General features: G+C 55.0%; 15 protein-coding genes and 1 tRNA gene. 7 read left to right on the top strand and 9 right to left on the bottom strand.

The genetic code is table 11. The features are described from left to right. The first annotated feature begins 23 nt into the window (after positions 1–23). Positions 24–2207, top strand: a complete 2184-nt coding sequence (locus MDG893_RS02475) for an OsmC domain/YcaO domain-containing protein (protein WP_007152133.1) — start codon at positions 24–26, stop codon at positions 2205–2207. A gap of 257 nt (positions 2208–2464) precedes the next feature. Here the strand turns inward: MDG893_RS02475 and MDG893_RS20590 are convergent, their stop codons facing one another. The 5 genes from MDG893_RS20590 to MDG893_RS02450 all read right to left on the bottom strand — a co-directional run bounded on the left by MDG893_RS20590 (position 2465) and on the right by MDG893_RS02450 (position 7181). Further along, on the bottom strand, positions 2465–4168 hold the full coding sequence (locus MDG893_RS20590; protein WP_007152132.1) for an ADP-ribosylglycohydrolase family protein: 1704 nt from the start codon (positions 4166–4168) through the stop codon (positions 2465–2467). Between the two features lie 3 nt (positions 4169–4171). After that, entirely contained in the window at positions 4172–4816 is a 645-nt protein-coding gene (locus MDG893_RS20585; protein WP_083797649.1) for a DarT ssDNA thymidine ADP-ribosyltransferase family protein, read from the bottom strand. Further along, positions 4813–6216: a 3'-5' exonuclease gene (locus MDG893_RS02460; protein WP_040474217.1), complete on the bottom strand. Its 1404-nt coding sequence runs from the start codon at positions 6214–6216 to the stop codon at positions 4813–4815. The genes MDG893_RS20585 and MDG893_RS02460 overlap by 4 nt, the downstream gene beginning before the upstream one ends. 156 nt (positions 6217–6372) lie before the next feature. Further along, a tRNA-Leu gene (locus MDG893_RS02455) sits at positions 6373–6459 on the bottom strand. Between the two features lie 98 nt (positions 6460–6557). Next, positions 6558–7181: a class I SAM-dependent methyltransferase gene (locus tag MDG893_RS02450; protein ID WP_007152129.1), complete on the bottom strand. Its 624-nt coding sequence runs from the start codon at positions 7179–7181 to the stop codon at positions 6558–6560. 181 nt (positions 7182–7362) lie between these two features. Here MDG893_RS02450 and MDG893_RS02445 point away from each other — a divergent pair, with 181 nt between their 5' ends. From MDG893_RS02445 to cydC, 4 genes are read left to right on the top strand one after another with little or no spacing between them, the layout of a single operon-like run. Then, entirely contained in the window at positions 7363–8793 is a 1431-nt protein-coding gene (locus tag MDG893_RS02445) for a cytochrome ubiquinol oxidase subunit I (RefSeq protein WP_007152128.1), read from the top strand. 2 nt (positions 8794–8795) lie between these two features. Further along, positions 8796–9797 (top strand): cytochrome d ubiquinol oxidase subunit II, encoded by a 1002-nt coding sequence (gene cydB / locus MDG893_RS02440; protein WP_007152127.1) that lies wholly within the window; start codon positions 8796–8798, stop codon positions 9795–9797. After that, positions 9798–11468: a thiol reductant ABC exporter subunit CydD gene (cydD, locus tag MDG893_RS02435; RefSeq protein WP_007152126.1), complete on the top strand. Its 1671-nt coding sequence runs from the start codon at positions 9798–9800 to the stop codon at positions 11466–11468. After that, on the top strand, positions 11461–13074 hold the full coding sequence (cydC, locus tag MDG893_RS02430) for a thiol reductant ABC exporter subunit CydC (protein WP_007152125.1): 1614 nt from the start codon (positions 11461–11463) through the stop codon (positions 13072–13074). Before cydD ends, cydC begins: the two co-directional genes overlap by 8 nt. 5 nt (positions 13075–13079) lie before the next feature. Here cydC and MDG893_RS02425 read toward each other — a convergent pair whose 3' ends face one another. Both MDG893_RS02425 and MDG893_RS02420 read right to left on the bottom strand, forming a co-directional pair. Then, positions 13080–14321 (bottom strand): saccharopine dehydrogenase family protein, encoded by a 1242-nt coding sequence (locus tag MDG893_RS02425; protein ID WP_007152124.1) that lies wholly within the window; start codon positions 14319–14321, stop codon positions 13080–13082. A 27-nt stretch (positions 14322–14348) separates the two neighbouring features. Beyond that, a complete protein-coding gene (locus tag MDG893_RS02420) occupies positions 14349–14774 on the bottom strand; it encodes a hypothetical protein (RefSeq protein ID WP_007152123.1) in 426 nt (141 codons plus the stop codon). A 124-nt stretch (positions 14775–14898) separates the two neighbouring features. On the opposite strand from MDG893_RS02420, the gene MDG893_RS02415 reads away from it, so the two are divergent. Next, entirely contained in the window at positions 14899–15228 is a 330-nt protein-coding gene (locus MDG893_RS02415; protein ID WP_007152122.1) for a hypothetical protein, read from the top strand. A gap of 8 nt (positions 15229–15236) precedes the next feature. Then, on the top strand, positions 15237–15701 hold the full coding sequence (locus MDG893_RS02410; RefSeq protein WP_007152121.1) for a hypothetical protein: 465 nt from the start codon (positions 15237–15239) through the stop codon (positions 15699–15701). 41 nt (positions 15702–15742) lie between these two features. Here MDG893_RS02410 and MDG893_RS02405 read toward each other — a convergent pair whose 3' ends face one another. Continuing rightward, positions 15743–16684, bottom strand: a complete 942-nt coding sequence (locus MDG893_RS02405) for an electron transfer flavoprotein subunit alpha/FixB family protein (RefSeq protein WP_007152120.1) — start codon at positions 16682–16684, stop codon at positions 15743–15745. Further along, entirely contained in the window at positions 16685–17434 is a 750-nt protein-coding gene (locus MDG893_RS02400; protein WP_007152119.1) for an electron transfer flavoprotein subunit beta/FixA family protein, read from the bottom strand. Positions 17435–17550 lie beyond the last annotated feature (116 nt).

Genomic DNA, 17550 nt, shown 5'->3' with positions numbered 1-17550 from the left:
TCTGCAAACCCGGTACGCTGTTCATGGAAATCAAAGTTAATTTTCTCGAAAACCTCAGGCTTGAAGCCAAGTTTGACGATTTCACCGTGGTCACGGACCAGCCCATACGCTACAAAGGCGACGGCTCGGCTCCCAGCCCTTTCGACTATTTCCTGGCGTCATCGGCGCTCTGCGCGGCGTACTTTGTGCGGGTGTACTGCAAGGCGCGGGACATTCCCACGGAAAACATCCGCCTGTCGCAGAACAACATCGTCGACCCGGAGAACCGCTACAACCAGATCTTCAGAATTGAGGTGGAGCTGCCGGAAAACATCTCCGACAAGGACCGCCAGGGCATCCTGCGCTCAATCGACCGCTGCACCGTGAAAAAAGTGGTACAGACCGGCCCCGAGTTCCAGATTGAAACCGTCGAAAACCTCGACGAAGACGCCCAGGCCCTGCTAATGGCCCCGGAAGGTGACACCAGCACCTATATTGAGGGCAAGGACCTGCCGCTGGAACAGACCATCGCCAACATGAGCGGCATACTGGCGGACCTTGGCATGAAAATCGAAATCGCCTCCTGGCGGAACATCGTGCCCCACGTATGGTCACTGCACATCCGCGATGCAGCCTCCCCCATGTGCTTCACCAACGGCAAGGGCGCCACCAAGGAGAGCGCACTGTGCTCGGCCCTGGGAGAGTTCATCGAACGCCTGAGCTGCAACTTCTTCTACAACGACCAGTTCTTCGGCGAAGACATCGCCAACAGCGAGTTCGTGCACTACCCCAACGAAAAATGGTTCAAGCCGGGACCGGACGACGAGCTGCCCGACGGCATCCTCGACGACCACTGCCTGGCGATCTATAACCCCGAAGGCGAGCTCTGCGGGTCCAATCTGATCGACACCAACTCCGGCAGGACCGACCGGGGCATCGTGTCGCTACCATTCGTGCGCCAGTCCGACGGCGAAACGGTGTATTTTCCCTCCAACCTGATCGAAAACCTGTTCCTCAGCAACGGCATGAGCGCAGGCAACACCCTGCCAGAAGCGCAGGTACAGTGCCTGTCTGAAATCTTCGAGCGCGCGGTCAAGAAGCAGATCATCGAAGAGGAAATGGCGCTGCCGGACGTGCCCCAGAGTGTGCTGGATAAATACCCGCACATTGTGGAAGGCATTAATACCCTGGAGGAACAGGGTTTCCCGATCCTGGTGAAAGACGCCTCCCTGGGTGGTCGATTCCCGGTGATGTGCGTCACGCTGATGAACCCGCGAAACGGCGGCGTGTTCGCCTCATTCGGCGCACATCCGAGTTTCGAGGTGGCGCTGGAACGCAGCCTGACCGAACTGCTGCAAGGCCGCAGCTTTGAAAATCTCAACGACGTACCGGCGCCCACCTTTAGCACCCAGGCGGTGACGGAGCCCAACAACTTTGTCGAGCACTTTATCGATTCCACGGGCGTGGTGTCCTGGCGGTTCTTCAGCGCCAAATCCGATCTGGAGTTCTGCGAGTGGAACTTCTCCGGCACCAACGAAGAAGAAGCCCGCACCCTGTTCGGCATTCTGGAAGACCTTGGAAAGGAAGTGTACGTAGCGACCCATGAAGACCTGGGCGCGCCGGTATGCCGCATCCTGGTGCCCGGCTATTCCGAGGTCTACCCGGTGGAAGATCTGGTATGGGACAACACCAACATGGCGCTGGACTACCGCGAGGACATCCTCAACCTCCACGCCCTCAGCGACGATCAACTGGCCGATCTGGCCGAGCGCCTGGAAGCCAGCCAGCTCGACAACTACATGACCATCATCAGCCTGATTGGCATCGAGTTCGACGAGAACACGGTCTGGGGCCAGCTCACCATTCTGGAACTGAAACTGCTGATCTGCCTGGCCCTGCAATGGCACGAAGAAGCCCAGGAATTCGTCGACATGTTCCTGCAGTTCAACGACAACACCGTGGAACGCAACCTGTTCTACCGCGCCGTTAACACCGTTCTGGAAATCACCCTGGACGACGAACTGGAACTGCCCGACTACCTGCCCAACCTGCAGCGCATGTTTGGCGAAGACACCATGGCGGCCGTCGTTGGCTCAGTGACCGGTGAAGTACGCTTCCACGGCCTGACACCCACCAGTATGAAACTGGAAGGCCTGGAGAAGCATCAGCGGTTGGTTGATAGTTATAAGAAGTTGCACGCGGCACGGGCGGCTAAAGGAGGTTTATAGTAAGAGGCGTGAATGCGCCTTCTTGGAGTTCTGTAAATAACTGTACTTCGACAGCAGCCAGATCTGAGTTTTCGAGGCCCACGGGCTGGAATCATATTATGACCGTACAGGGGCTTCACGTTCGGGAATTTTTGCTTACCGCCAAGTAGAAGCTTATTTTTCTTTCCGTTTGTAGGCTTCGCCAGCCTGAACCATTTTTGGACCTAATCCTAGCTCCAAAACACCCTCAGCTCTGGGCTTTATGCTAGCCTGGCTCCCTATCGCTTTTTTCTATTCCGAGTAACTCTGGCTTTGGATACGATAGCAGTATAAGCGATAGATCGCTCCACACCGGCATTGTTGTCGGCAAGCATCAACAAATGCCTTCCAATTGTTTCCGGATCAAAGCCTGAGCGTATGGCTTCATCAGTCAGCTGATCTATCGACAAAATTTCCCTCTTGCTGCGTAACCCCCTCGATTGCATAGCAGCGGAATCATCATTCTCAAAATCAAGACTATTTTGTTTAATCTCATAGGCGCTTTTAGACACTTGTTCCGAGTCCCTCGTAGCGGAACTAAAATTATTACCTTGAAGATTGCGAGATTTGTAGCCGATTTCGCTCGAAACTCGAACGGCTTTACCGAGCACCTGCCTTCTTTTAACAAGCAACGTCTGCCCAAAGCCCGTTTTTACCCACTGCCAAATTCCACTTTCGTTCCGTCCGACGTAGGTTGTATCTGATAAAAGACGTACTAATCCAAGCCCCTCCAGAAAAACATCAGACCCTGAATTGACTAGCGCACTGTTCTGATATTTTGGCGCATTCCATGAAAGCAAATCGGGGTACTTAAATTCCGAGTCACATTGATTTTGAGAAATCAAAAACATTCTTCTTGCTTCGCTCTCGATATACTCGTTATCCAAAACCGGTTCGCTTGGCCTATCCGATAAAACAGCGCCTACCAGCGCTCCAAACTTAGTAGCAATCGTATCTGTATCGACGCCGAGACAATTGACAATGAAGCGCAGTCTTTCTTCTGCATCGATCGATGAATTTGTGTAATGTGCAATCCCTACAGCAAGTACTGACGTCAATGTGCTCGACCCTCTTACCTTAGGATCAAAAGCGTTGAACTCGAAAAATAGATTTTCAACCGTCGAATTCTCGAAGTTCTCAAAAAACCCAAATACGTTTTCTACTAACTCCTTAGTACTATTCAGAGTTTCAAATAACTCTTCTTTAAACGTTTTATTTGAGTTTTGCTCCCAGCTCGGAAGCCAAATAGAGTCAACCTCCGAATCAAGACGGATAATATTATCAAGTGACTTTATCTCTTCAATAATCCGAAAACACATTTCCTTATTTGGAACGGCACCCAAATCTAAGGAATAGCGTGTACATAGCGCATGAAAAGCAGCCCCCACAATTGCAACCATGTTGCCATGGGTGGAAATGGTATTTAGAAAAACGTCAAATAGTAGGCGATGAACGTCAGAGTTATTAGAACGACTCCAAACGTGTGGGTGAATTCGCATCGAGGCGCCATTTCCACCGGAAGTGAAATAGGAACCTCCTCGATCCGAATAGAAATTAGAAAAATAAGTTACATTATTCTTCGCCAAATTTGCTGCCGCTAATTTAGTGCCTCGCCCCGCGCCCAACGAATAACTCTGAAAAACTGGAAGCTCTACTTTTGCAAAAATCTCTACGTCGAACGTTCCGTCTGAAGCGATTGATCTGCTTGTAGACAGACGCAATTGGGTATCATCCGAGTAGACTCCCTTGGGGAGCTCTATCAAAGCTCCGTGGGTGCCGCCAATCAATCTTCTCCAAGGACGCAAAGACTCAACTCTTTTATCTTCACCGAGTCTAGATTTTAGGATTTTTTTGTCAGCTAGTTCTGAAATAAAGCCCAGAGCATCGCCGTATGCCGCCCAAAGCGATGAGTTAACCACTTGATTCAGTCTTTTACTTTGCATAACTTACGCTCTAGCGATTCTTGGTAGTACATCAGGATCAACTACGACAGGAATTCTTGGTTCTAAATCCAAGGCTTCTTGCTGTCCCATAAGCACATCTTGATGCTCGTCCTCTAAAACTAGAATTCTCTTAAGGCGCTCCAACGGAACTTTTTTTGGGTAGAGAACTTCGGCCTGTACATCGGTCGTATAATTCTGTGGAAAGCCGTCCGTGCGGTAGTGCTTAGCGCTATAACGCCCCAAAACAAGCTCTGAAAACAGTGCTTCCAAGCCCGCTGGGCCTTTAGCTCGTCTTGTTGCAGGATAAATATTATTGGTTGTAGAAAAGTAAACATTATCATGTGCCATAATTTCCGGCTCAATTTCTAACACACACCACCAAACGTCGGGATGCCAACCGTTGCACTGCGAGAAAAACTCACTATTGACACGGCTTATTGAAAGATTTACGTAATCAAGCCATGCAGAGTCATATTTTCGCTCTGTAGCATTATACTTTACGATGTACTCTAAATATTTTTCTTTCGGCAGGCTTTTACGAGAATAAATACCGTGGGATGCCAAAATACCGAGAATACCGTTATTAGTGGTGAAGTGATAAAGCCCAGTGATTTTTCTATTACTTATTATTTCGTTTATCTGGCTCATACTTCTCTCACAGATACAGTATTCGGCTTTATATATTCGATAATCTGAGAAGCGTCATCTTTTTTATAGCCGAGTGTCACAGATATTTTTGCTCTGCCTACCGCCATTGCCAGCAACTTGCGAGACAATATCATTCGATCATCATTCTCATCTTCCCAGGATGGCATAACCTCGTCGTTGATGCCTAGTACGAAAACGTGATCAAACTCGAGACCTTTCGCAGAGTGGAGAGTACAAAGAGCAATGTTTTCATTGCCAGAGGGCCACTCTGACATCCTGGTAATTTCTGTATACTCGAAATCTTGAGCGTTAAGCCTCCCTCTTAAGTACTGAAACCATCCACCGCCTTTGGGATGAAGGAATGCTACCGATTGAGATCGGAGGTCTACTCTATTCCTTATAAACTCTAGGGCGTTTTCTAGTTGGGAACTATATTTACCAACCAGCAAAACTGGCATGTCCCCCTCTTTCTCAGAAGCGTCAAAATCGGGCATTGCGCTGTCATCATCGGTTGGAACATTGTCAAGCAGACCCGCAGCGAGCGCTGCGATCTGGCGGGTATTGCGATAATTATTTTCCAACGTAATGCTATTTTCCGGTCGGACCGTAACCCCTACCTCTCGCCAAGAATAACCACGCGAGTATATCCGCTGGACAGTGTCCAACACGAACGTGGTCGAGCTTCTGTCATGCGCGTACGACAAGAGAGCACGGATTTGATTGGCCGAGAAATCCTGGGCCTCATCCACGATTAGAACGTCGTAAAAAAGATTCTGATCTGTATTCGCAACACTAACAGCGAGATCGTTCCAGTCGATTTTATCGTGATCCGACAGCCACCTTCTATATTCAGGAATAACAGTCGTCAAGATTTGCTCGCGCGTCTGTCTTTCTACACGAGGGGCAATACCTCGACCTTCCCTGCGTGCAGTCAGATACTCATCCAAATTTTCAGGCTTAAACCGCCCCAATAGGTACTCAATTTCACTCACGAGGTAATCATTGGGTAAGTCCACTCCATTTGAGGATCGGGCAATTGCTGTGAAGATTTCGTCCGAGCTAGCAATGTCAACCGGCCCACAAATGGCTCTCGCCCATTTCCCGAAAGTGCTGATTTCAACAGTTACGTCAGCCGCATCTTTCGTTTGTTCTCCAACCAGCTGAGAGATATAGCCCCTTAAAGTTCTGTTGTAAGTCAGAACCAGAACACGAACAGGCTCATCAGAGCCAGCCCTTCTCCTAAGGTTCTTATACATACCAATGAGGCTTTTCAGTCTGAGAATCGCTGTCGTTGTCTTTCCGCTTCCTGCAGCTCCGCGGACTACTTCGACACCCGGTTTGATTCGAGAGACAATTTTTAGTTGTTCTGCAGTTGGTTGAACTCTAGTAAGACAGCGCATCCATTCTCCCTATGATTAATACTACAAACCGTAGTAATCTGATTTTAAAGGACTCAGATGTCAAATATATCAAACGGCTTTTGTCTACATAGCGTCTACACGAGCAAAAATGATAGCATCGGCAATTTCAGAAAATTGGTAACACTTTGATTTTAATGGTGCCCGGAGCCGGAATCGAACCGGCACAGCCTTACGGCCGAGAGATTTTAAGTCTCTTGTGTCTACCTATTCCACCATCCGGGCATTCGAAGGGGGTTGTGAGGAGCTTTTGAGGGGCAGGATTGTATAAGGCCGCGCCCGGTAACGCAATTGGGATTGCGCTTGCGGTGTTCTAAGGCGTGTTACGCGGGCTTCCGCGCCCTGCCCTTGTAGATATAGCCGGCAAATTTCGGGGCCTTTGGCATGTAGAGGTTTTCCAGTTCGGTGATCTCGAATCCCGCCTCCCGGATCAGTTCCGCGATGGGTCGGTTGAGGTGGCAGCCGCCGGCGATTTTCTTCCAGCCTGGGGTGATGCGGTGTTGCCATTTGCACACGCCCTGGTCCGGCGATTCTCCGTGTTCCAGAAACAGCAGTTCGCCATCAGGTTTGAGTACCCGCTTCATTTGGTCCAGCGCGGCTCGCCAGTCGGGGATGGTGCATAGGGTGAAAGTAAGCAGCACCGTATCGACGCTGTTGTCCGGGAGTGGGATCTGTTCGCCGGGCAGGTCCAGCCATTCGACGGTTACGGGGGATTTGGCCAGGTTGCCTCTTGCCTTGCGGCGCATGCCTTCGGACGGTTCCAGGCCGTAGACGAGGCTAACGGTATCCGGGTTGTAGAACTCCAGGTTAATACCGGAGCCCATGCCGACTTCCAGCACGATGCCTTGGGCCTGCGGCACCACCTGGCTGCGCAGTTTCATCACCTGGCCGACGGAGCAGGAGTAGTCAATCAGGTGCGGCAGTATTCGCTCGTCGTAGAAACCCATGGAGCCTTCCTATACTTGTTTTAAATCAAGGGGTGCGACATTCTGTCCCTTGGTTTTCCCTGTGCTACGGGTAGCATGGCTACTATCTGCCGGTAAAACAACACTACAACCCAGCCAAGGCAGCGGCCAAGCGGGCGCCAAGCTCGTTTATTCTGTTCACTGTAGTGTCCGGAGGTTCCGCATGGAACTTGATCCCGTCCTTCTGTCGCGAATCCAGTTTGCGTTCGTGGTGTCCTTCCACGCCATTTTTCCGGTGTTTACCATCGGGCTTGCGTCCTACATTGCGGTGCTTGAGGGCCTGGCGTTCAAAACCAAGAACCCTTCCTGGGTAAAACTTTCTGCCTTCTGGACCAAGGTGTTCGCGGTGGTGTTTGGCATGGGCGTGGTGTCGGGCATTGTAATGTCCTTCCAGTTCGGCACCAACTGGAGCAACTTTGCCCAGGCGTCCGCCAACTTCCTGGGGCCGATGCTGAGTTATGAAGTGGTCACCGCTTTTTTCCTCGAAGCGGCGTTCCTGGGTGTGCTGCTGTTCGGGCGCGACAAGGTGCCTGCCGGGGTTCACCTGTTTGCGGCCGTGATGGTGGCCACCGGCACCTTTATTTCTTCCTTCTGGATACTCTCCGCCAATAGCTGGATGCACACCCCCGCCGGGACGGAATTCCGGGACGGTGTGTTTTTTGTGACTTCCTGGAGCGAGGCGATTTTCAACCCGTCCTTCCCTTATCGCTTTTCCCACATGGTGGTGGCGTCGTTCCTGACCGGTTCGTTCGTGGTGGCGGGTGTCAGTGCCTGGTATCTGCTCCGCAAACGTGAGGTGGAGGCCAACCGGCGCGCGCTGTCCATGAGCCTGTGGCTGATTCTGGTTCTCGCGCCCACCCAGGCGGTTATCGGTGATTTCCATGGCCTGAACACGCTGGAACACCAACCCATGAAAGTGGCGGCCATGGAAGGCAACTGGGAGACCTCGCGCAATGTGCCGCTGCTGTTGTTCGCGATTCCGGACCAGGAAAACCAGACCAATCACTTCGAGGTAGCCATTCCCAGTCTGGCCAGCCTGATCCTGACCCACGAATGGGATGGCGAAGTGCCCGGGCTGAACGAAGTGGCGGTGGACGAGCAGCCGCCGGTGGCAATTGTGTTCTGGTCGTTCCGGGTGATGGTTGGCCTGGGCATGCTGATGATCCTCTTTGGCCTGGCCGGCCTGGTATTGCGGGCCGGTGGCCGCTATTGGCGCACCCCCTGGTTCCTGCATGGGCTGCGTTTTATGAGCCTGACGCCCTTTGTGGCGGTACTGGCCGGCTGGTTTGTGACGGAGATTGGCCGCGCGCCCTGGCTGGTGTATGGGCTGATGAACCAGAGCGAAGCGGTTACGCCGTCGTTGACCGGCGGTATGGCTCTGTTTTCCCTGATTGGTTACATCGTGGTCTATGCTTTGGTGTTCAGTGCTGGTGTCTATTACCTGATGCGGGTGCTGTACGTGGGTATGGAAGACGACGATGTGGAGGAAGGCTACGAAGCCGAACGACCGAAACGCCCCTTCTCAGCCACCCATGTGCCGTTCGAGATTGATGATCAGGATCGTCACAAGCCACTGAACCAGGGAGGCAACTGATTATGGAACTGTTCGATCTGGCCCTGATCTGGGCGTTTATTATCGGTTTCGGCATCATTATGTACGTGTTGATGGACGGGTTCGACCTCGGCATCGGCATTCTCTTCCCCTTCGCGCCGAAAGAAGAAGACCGGGACACCATGATGAACACAGTGGCACCGGTCTGGGACGGCAACGAAACCTGGCTGGTGCTTGGCGGGGCTGGCCTGTTGGCGGCGTTTCCTCTGGTCTACTCCACCATTTTGCCGGCTCTGTACATTGGTGTGTTCCTGCTGCTTGCCGGCCTGATCTTTCGCGGGGTGGCGTTCGAGTTCCGCTTCAAGGCCAGAACCTCCCGCTATCTCTGGAACTGGGCCTTCGCTGGTGGCTCCACGGTGGCTTCGTTTGCCCAAGGCGCCGTGGTGGGTGCCTATATCCAGGGCTTTGAGATTACCAACCGGGTCTATACCGGCGGTGCGCTGGATTGGCTGACCCCTTTCACAGTGTTGACTGGTTTTGGGCTGATGGCCGGCTATGCGTTGCTGGGCTCCACTTGGCTGATTATGAAAACCGAGGGCCGCCTGCAGGACTGGGCGTATCGGATCACCATTCCGCTGCTGCTGGGTGTGCTGGTGGTATTCGCGATGATCAGCGTCTGGACGCCGTTTGTGGATGAGATGGTGAAAGACCGCTGGTTCTCGAATCTGAGCATTATCTGGATCTTGCCCGTACTCGCCCTGCTCTGTGCCTTCCAGATCTTCCGGTCGGTTCGGAACCGGTTCGAAGGCATGCCATTTGTCGCCACGGTGGGGCTGTTTATCTTCACCTATCTGGGCTTGATCGTCAGCCGATGGCCCTATGTGGTGCCACCGGAGATCACCTTGTGGGACGCTTCTTCAGCGTATGGCTCCCAGTTGTTCCTGCTGTTGGGGCTGCTGTTCGTGATCCCCATTGTGCTGGTCTACACCGCGTGGACCTACTGGGTGTTCCGGGGCAAGGTACGGGCTGGCGAGGGATACCACTAGGTGGCTGAACAAGCCGAGTCGAAACGTTGGCTGGGGGCACTTGCCGCCCACAGCCGGCGGCTGATCCTGGCGACGGTATCGGCCGGCGTTGTGGTGGCCCTTGCCACCATCGCGCAAATGGCGTTTCTGGCGGGTATTGTTCACCAGGGTATTGTGGATGAGGTACCAGTGGCCGAACTGTCAATGCTGTTCACCGGTGCCATTGTCGCCATATTGATCCGCGGTGTGGCTCAGGGGCTACAGGCTCGCTATGCAGCGCGCTGCAGCCGCGAGGTGCGTAGCGAGGTTCGCCATCGTATCAACCGGTGCTGGCAGGCCAGCGGGCCGGTTTCGATGAGCCAGACCTCCGCCGGCACCCTGGCGCGGGAATGGCTTGACCACACCGACGCCCTGCATGGGTATTTCGCCCGCTTTCTGCCCCAGATGATGCTTGCAGTGGTGGTGCCGCTGATGATCCTGGTGGTGGTGTTTTCACTGGACTGGCTCGCGGGGATCTTCCTTCTGCTGTCCGCCCCACTCATACCGGTGTTCATGGCGTTGGTCGGAATGGGCGCGGAAAAGCTGAACCAGCAGCACTTTGAGACCATCGGCCGTTTGTCAGGCCAGTTTCTGGATAAGGTTCGGGGATTGACCACTCTGCAGTTGTTCGGCCAGACGGCACCCGCCGCGGAGACCTTGCGCCAGCGCTCGGATGAATACCGCCGAATCACCATGAAAACGCTAAAAATTGCATTTTTGTCCTCGGCCGTATTGGAGTTTTTTTCGTCCGTTGCCATTGCAGTCGTGGCCATCTACATCGGCTTTGGGTTGCTTGGATACATCACCTTTGGACCGTCCAGCGACCTGACACTGTTTTCCGGGTTGTTGATCCTGTTGCTGGCCCCGGAATTCTTCCAGCCTCTGCGGTTGTTGTCCCAGCATTATCATGATCGCGCTGCGGCGATGGGGGCCAGTTCAGAGATAGTGGATCGGCTTCAAGGTGTAGATCGGCCACAACCTCCGGCAGAGCCACCTCACCATCCGGAATCCCCCGATATTGTGGCCGTTCGCGATGTTGCTCTAGCCTACGATGCCGCCAGGCCAGTTCTGGACGGTGTGTCTCTGGTGATTAACAAAGGCGATGTCATCGCCCTCACCGGGCCTTCCGGTGGCGGCAAAACCTCCCTGTTGCACCTGTTGGCCGGTTTCATGCAGCCGGGCCGGGGCCACATTTCAGTGTTTGGAGAACGTGCCGGCGACGAAGCGTTTGGTTGGCTGGGGCAATCCCCTTTCCTGGTGCATGGTACCTGGGCCGACAACCTGCGCCTTACTACACCCGGAGCGACAGACATCGCCATAGAAACCGCCCTTCATCACGTTGGTCTGGAAAGCCTGATTAAAGGCCGGGAACGGGGAATCTACAGCGCCATTACCGAAGACGGCCAAGGGCTCTCTGGCGGGCAAGCACGCCGCTTGAGCCTGGCGCGGGTGTTTGTGGCCAGTTACGACCTGATATTGCTGGACGAGCCAACAGCGGGCTTGGACAGTGATAGCGAAATATATGTGTTGGAAGCGCTCCATAAATTGGCGCAAGCCGGCAAGACGCTGGTTTTCGCCACCCACCACCAGGCGCTGCTGACCCTGGCCAACCGTACCCTGCTGGTAACTGAAGGAGGCGTTGCGGATGCGTGAGCTTGCCCCCTGGTTGGCATTGATTTTCCACCGCCCCGGTCGTCTGGTGACCGGCGGCCTTCTTATACTGGCCACCCTGCTTGCAGGTATGGGGCTACTGGCACTATCGGGCTGGTTTATTACCGCCACGGCGCTCACCGGCATCCTGCTGGCAGCTGGTGTGCAGGCATCCATAAACCTGTACGTACCTGGTGGTGGCATTCGCTTCTTCGCCGTGGCCCGAACGGTGGCACGGTATGCCGAGAGGGTGTACAACCACGACACCGTGCTGCGCCTGCTAACAGATATCCGTGTGGCGTTGTTCCAGCGTTTATCCACCGCTGATCGGGACAGGAGGACCCGTTTACGTGGCCCGCAATGGCTATCCCGCCTGACCAATGACGTGGATGCCCTGGACACGCTGTATCTGCGCCTGATCGCACCTACGGCACTCGCAGCTTTGGTAACGGCGGTACTGCTGATCGCCGCGTGGTTGATGTATCGCGGGGAACTGGCCGTCGGCCTTGCTCTGGTGCTGGTACCTGCATTTTTGGTGGCAACGCTGTTGGTTTACCTACGTACCCGGCATCTGGTTTACCAGCAGACGGCGGCCCGCGAACGGGTAAGAACAGATGTCATCGAGCACATCGAGGGCTTTGGGGAGCTCACCGCCGCAGGACGCATTGGCAAACATGCCGCCCTGTGCCTGCGCCAGGCGGGACAGATCACCCGCAACGAAGCCCGCACTGACACACGCACCGGCTGGAACCTGGGGCTGTCCCAGGTCATGGTGAACCTGTCGGTGGTGCTCGCGCTGTGGATGGGTCTGGAGCTGTTTCAGGCAGGGACGGTTACCGGCCCGATGGTTGTGCTGCTGCCAATCGCCCTCCTCGGTTTACAGGAAATCTACTCGATGCTTCCGGATGCATTCGCGCGCCTGGGGGGCACGCTCGCATCTGCTGCGGCGCTCAACCGGGACTGCGCTCCAGAACCCTCCCAAGGTGCGCGCGAACAACAGCCACATGGCAATGACTGTGCCCTGGAACTCGAACGTGTGACGATTCGTTTTGGCGACCACGCTTCGGTGCTCAGTCATTACGATATGGCAGTCGCGAAGGGAGAATGGGTGGGTATCGTTGGCCACTCCGGCGCGGGAAAATCCTCGCTGGCGGATGTCATCGCAGGTCTGGAGAAGCCGGCCGTTGGGCGTGTTTACGCGTTACCGTTGGCGTATCTGACACAGAAAACCGTACTGTTCGATGACACCCTGAAAGCCAACCTGCTGATCGGCCGGCCGGACGCTACGGATGCCGACCTCTGGCGAGTTTTGGAGCTGGTCGCCATGGCAGGCCGATTTGTCCACGAACCGGCACAACTGAACACCTGGCTGGGCTCCATGGGTAGCCAGTTGTCTGGCGGTGAAGCCCGGCGTATTGCGCTGGCACGGGTGCTGTTGAACAAGGCACCGTTATTGATTCTGGACGAGCCATTCACGGGAGTGGACGCCGAAACCCGGAACACCATTGCGACGGGTATGATGCAGTGGTTGGCAGGAAAAACGGTAGTGTCACTGGGGCACGCGCCGGAGGCCCTACCCGCCTCCGACCGTACCATCCGGCTGGCCTAGCGGACTCAGCTGGTTTCCAGTACCTCGAAGGTCAAGCCAGCCTTGCTGGTCAGGCGCTCATAGAGCTTGCCATCAAGAAGCGACGATGGTGTCCAGAAACCGCCCTGTTTTTCAGCCGGAACATCAAACGCCAGGCTCATGCCTGCCTCGCCCAGCATCTTGCCGGTTGATCCGTAACCGGGATCGCGGTCACCCGTGACTTTGGTCTTGATGATCTTGCCGTCCGTTGTCTTGCCCACAAAGCGCAGATCATAAAAGCCATTCTTCTGGGCTTCCGGGCTCGGGCCCTCGCCCGGCTTGGGTACGAACTTTTCCACCACCCAGCGAGTTGGCTTGAACGCAGACGCGGTGAAGAAGCCCCCAAGCGCGCCGGTAATTCCGTAAGCCGCCAGACGACCTTTCATACCACGACCGGTCATCATCGCCTCATCGTAGGTGAATTCCTTGCCGTAACGGGCGTTCTGCAACGCATTGGAGCGATGGACTATTCGGGTGTTGATGGCCCCCATGACGAACGGCGCCAGCCAGACACCAAAATCGTTATCGAACTCGGCGCCTTTCAGGCTCGGTTGACGGGTTTCGGAACGATGTTCCGGCGGGCAAATCGAGAACGGGTTGGCCAGTTCCTTGCGCAGTTTCGGATCGGCGGCCGCTTCCTTGGCGATGTTCATCATGCTGGCCACGGTGCCGCCGGAGAACTCGCCCTTGGCGACTTTGACCCGCATACGCACGTCCTGGCACGGAGCGCCGAAGGTTTCCGCAGCTTTTTCCTGCAGGAACCAGACACCCATGTCCGACGGGATGGAATCAAAGCCACAACAATGGACGATGCGGGCGCCGGAAGCCTTGGCTTTTTCCTCGTAGGTGTCCACCATCTTGCGAATCCACTGTACTTCACCGGTTAGGTCGCAATAGTCCGTACCGGTTTCCGCGCAGATTTTCACCAGCGGCTCGCCATACAATGCATAGGGGCCAACTGTTGAGATCACCACCCGTGTCTGGTCACACATGGTTTTCAGGGCGCTTTCGTCGGCAGCGTCTGCCACGATGACGGGCAGCTCAGACGCCAACGGGCCCAGGCCTTGTTTGAGTGTGCCCAGCTTGCTTTCTGAGCGCCCGGCGATGGCCCAGCGAACGTCTTTGCCGATGCCATAGGATTTCAGCAGGTAACCGGTAAGGATCTGCCCCACGAAGCTGGTGGCGCCGAATACCACGATGTCGTAGGTGGTGTCAGTCTTTGTGCTCATTCGTTGTCCTTAATCCGTCCGGATCAATTATGAAATGGAGGCGGTCGACCGCGACGCTTTTGCCCCCATCAATACCAGAAAAAGCGCCACGCCCAGGCCCCAGAAGCCGTTCAGTATCAACCCGCCAACCCAGGTCTGGGCGGTAACAGCGATGCCCTTGAGCGGGAAGACCACCAGCATGGCAACGGCTGTCGGCCCAATGGCGCCTACTATTACATTACCCAACCAGAACTTAAAGCCGCCAAAGCGGCCAAGGACTGCCCATAGCGCGATTCCCCAAAGCCCGCCAAAGAAAGCCAGCGAGAAAACAGCGGGAATACCCAACGGAGGAACCGCAGCCATGTTAAAGGGTGCGGATGGCACCATCCCCACGAAGTAAAACACGGCAAACAGCCCCTGGTGAAAAATCAGGGTGGCAAGAAGACCACTGACAAATGCTTTTAACCAGATCATGTCACTATCCTTTCGATTATTTCCCTGGAGGTTGCAACAAAACGTCGCATCGGCCAATCGAATCATGGTACCGATACTGCACACTCTGTCAGACTCATGAACCCGAATCCCGGAGGTTAACCCATTGAACACCCTGCTTCTGGTACTGAGCCTCATACTCGCCATTCTCAGCGCCTGGCTGTTCTGGCAGGTACGTCTCCAGCAAAGGTCCATTGGCAAGGCGATGGCTGAGAGCTATGGCCCTGATAATACACGGGAACCGGAGCTGATACTTACGTTGCGAGTCAAAGATCCGATTGCCCTGGCGAAACGCGAGTCGAAGTCAGCCCGCATGTTGGCGGACCGCCTTCCGGTGATGGTGAAACGGCTGGTGTACCAGGAGGTGATGAAAGAGCTCGAACTGGAGCTGGCCGAACGTGAAATCGATGTGGAAATGAAGCTCGAGTACCGGTAGGAGGCACCATGGACATCGTATCACTGCTCAGCGCAACCGCTACCGTCGCATCCACGGGGTTTATAACGGTTTCGCTGCGGCAACACAGCCGCAATACCCGTACCCTTCGCCTCCTGCACTCGCAACGGATTTCAGCAAACAGCCACATCCAGAAAACCCGTATGGACCTGATGGAAACCCGCAATCGGGCCCGCCTGCTGGAGGAAACCGTCAAGAACGGCACCAGCGCGGTAGAGAAGGTTCACAAAGCCATTACCACTACAACGTTCAGCCTGATCGACCGCTTTTCAACCAATGAGGAATTCCGCGAAAACGCCCGTCGGGCGCGGGAGACCCACGACCAGACCAGCGACCAGATTTATCGCTCGGTGCACACCACCAACAAGGCGTTGCATATACTGGCGGACACGCTGTTTTTCGGTAAGAAAGAAAAACAGCTGGCGGCACGGAAAAAGCCGAAAGACGAGCAATAAAAAAGGCACCCTAAGGTGCCTTTTTCTTTCGAGTCAGAAAGTTACAGGACTTTCTTCAACTCTTCTTCAAGCTGCGGAACCGCTTCGAACAGATCCGCGACCAGGCCGTAATCCGCCACCTGGAAGATCGGCGCTTCTTCGTCCTTGTTGATCGCAACGATCACCTTGGAGTCAGACATGCCGGCCAGGTGCTGGATGGCACCGGAGATACCAACCGCGATGTACAGCTGCGGCGCAACGATCTTACCGGTCTGGCCGACCTGCATGTCGTTGGGCACGAAGCCTGCGTCAACGGCCGCACGGGAAGCACCAACAGCGGCGCCCATCAGATCGGCAACCTGCTCCAGCATCTTGAAGTTGTCGCCGTTCTGCATGCCACGGCCACCGGAAACCACGATACCCGCGCTCCCCAGGTCCGGACGGTCAGACTTGGCCAGCTCTTCGCCCACAAAAGTGGACAAGCCAGCGTCTTTGACCACGTCGAGCTGCTCAACCGAAGCAGAACCGCCTTCACCAGCCACCGGATCAAAGGCAGTCGGGCGTACGGTGATGACCTTGATACTGTCAGCGGATTTCACCGTGGCAATGGCGTTACCAGCGTAGATCGGGCGAACGAAGGTGTCCTCGGACTCCACACGCATGATGTCGGATACCTGGGCAACGTCCAGCAGCGCCGCAACGCGCGGCATGAAGTCTTTACCCGTGGTGCCAGCAGCGGCCAGGATATGGCTGTAGCCCTTGCCTACTTCGGCAACCAGCTCACCCAGGTTTTCACCCAGGAAATGACCGTACGCAGCGTTGTCGGCAACCAGTACCTTGTTAACGCCTTCGGCCTTCGCAGCCGCTTCGCCTACAGCGCCGCAGTTCTCACCGGCAACCAGTACGTCAATATCGCCACCGATGGCCTTGGCAGCAGCCACAACGTTCAGGGTGGCCTGCTTCAGCTCGCTGTTGTCATGTTCAGCAATTACAAGGATGCTCATTTAGATCACCTTCGCTTCGTTCTTCAGTTTGTCGACCAGCTCAGCTACATCAGCGACCTTCACACCTGCCTGACGGGAAGCCGGAGCCTCAACCTTCAGGGTGGACAGACGCGGAGCAAGCTCAACACCCAGATCAGCCGGGGTCATGGCATCCAGCGGCTTCTTCTTGGCCTTCATGATGTTCGGAAGGGATGCGTAGCGCGGCTCGTTCAGGCGAAGGTCGGTGGTCACAACCGCTGGCAGGTTCAGAGCCACGGTCATCAGGCCGCCGTCGACTTCGCGGGTCACGTTAACCTTTTCGCCTTCGACAACCACTTCAGACGCGAACGTGCCCTGGCCCATACCGGTCAGCGCGGCCAGCATCTGGCCTGTCTGGTTGTTGTCGGAATCGATGGACTGTTTGCCGAGAATGACGAGCTTGGGCTCTTCTTTCTCTACCACGCTCTTGAGCAGCTTGGCCGCTTCGAGAGACTGAACCTCTTCGTCAGTTTCGATGTGGATACCACGGTCAGCACCCAGTGCCAGAGCGGTACGGATTTGCTCCTGGCAGGCCTTCGGGCCGATGGATACCACCACGATTTCACTGGCAACGCCCTTCTCCTTCAAACGAACCGCTTCTTCAACAGCGATTTCGCAGAATGGGTTCATTGCCATCTTGACGTTGGCGAGATCAACGCCGGTGTTGTCCGGCTTGACGCGCACCTTCACGTTGTAGTCGATTACTCGTTTTACAGCGACCAGAACCTTCATAGATTCCTCGTTCTTCTACGATGAGTTTACAATTGAGAACAGCACATACTTGCAGGACCTGCTGTCTGTCAGGGCGTCATAATACTGCAGGCAAAGGCTACCGGGGTCAATAGTCC

Source organism: Marinobacter algicola DG893 (assembly GCF_000170835.1).
Taxonomy (GTDB): Bacteria; Pseudomonadota; Gammaproteobacteria; order Pseudomonadales; family Oleiphilaceae; genus Marinobacter; species Marinobacter algicola.
The sequence above is the reverse complement of the archived record's forward strand: the minus strand, read 5'-3'. Positions and strand labels throughout refer to the sequence as shown.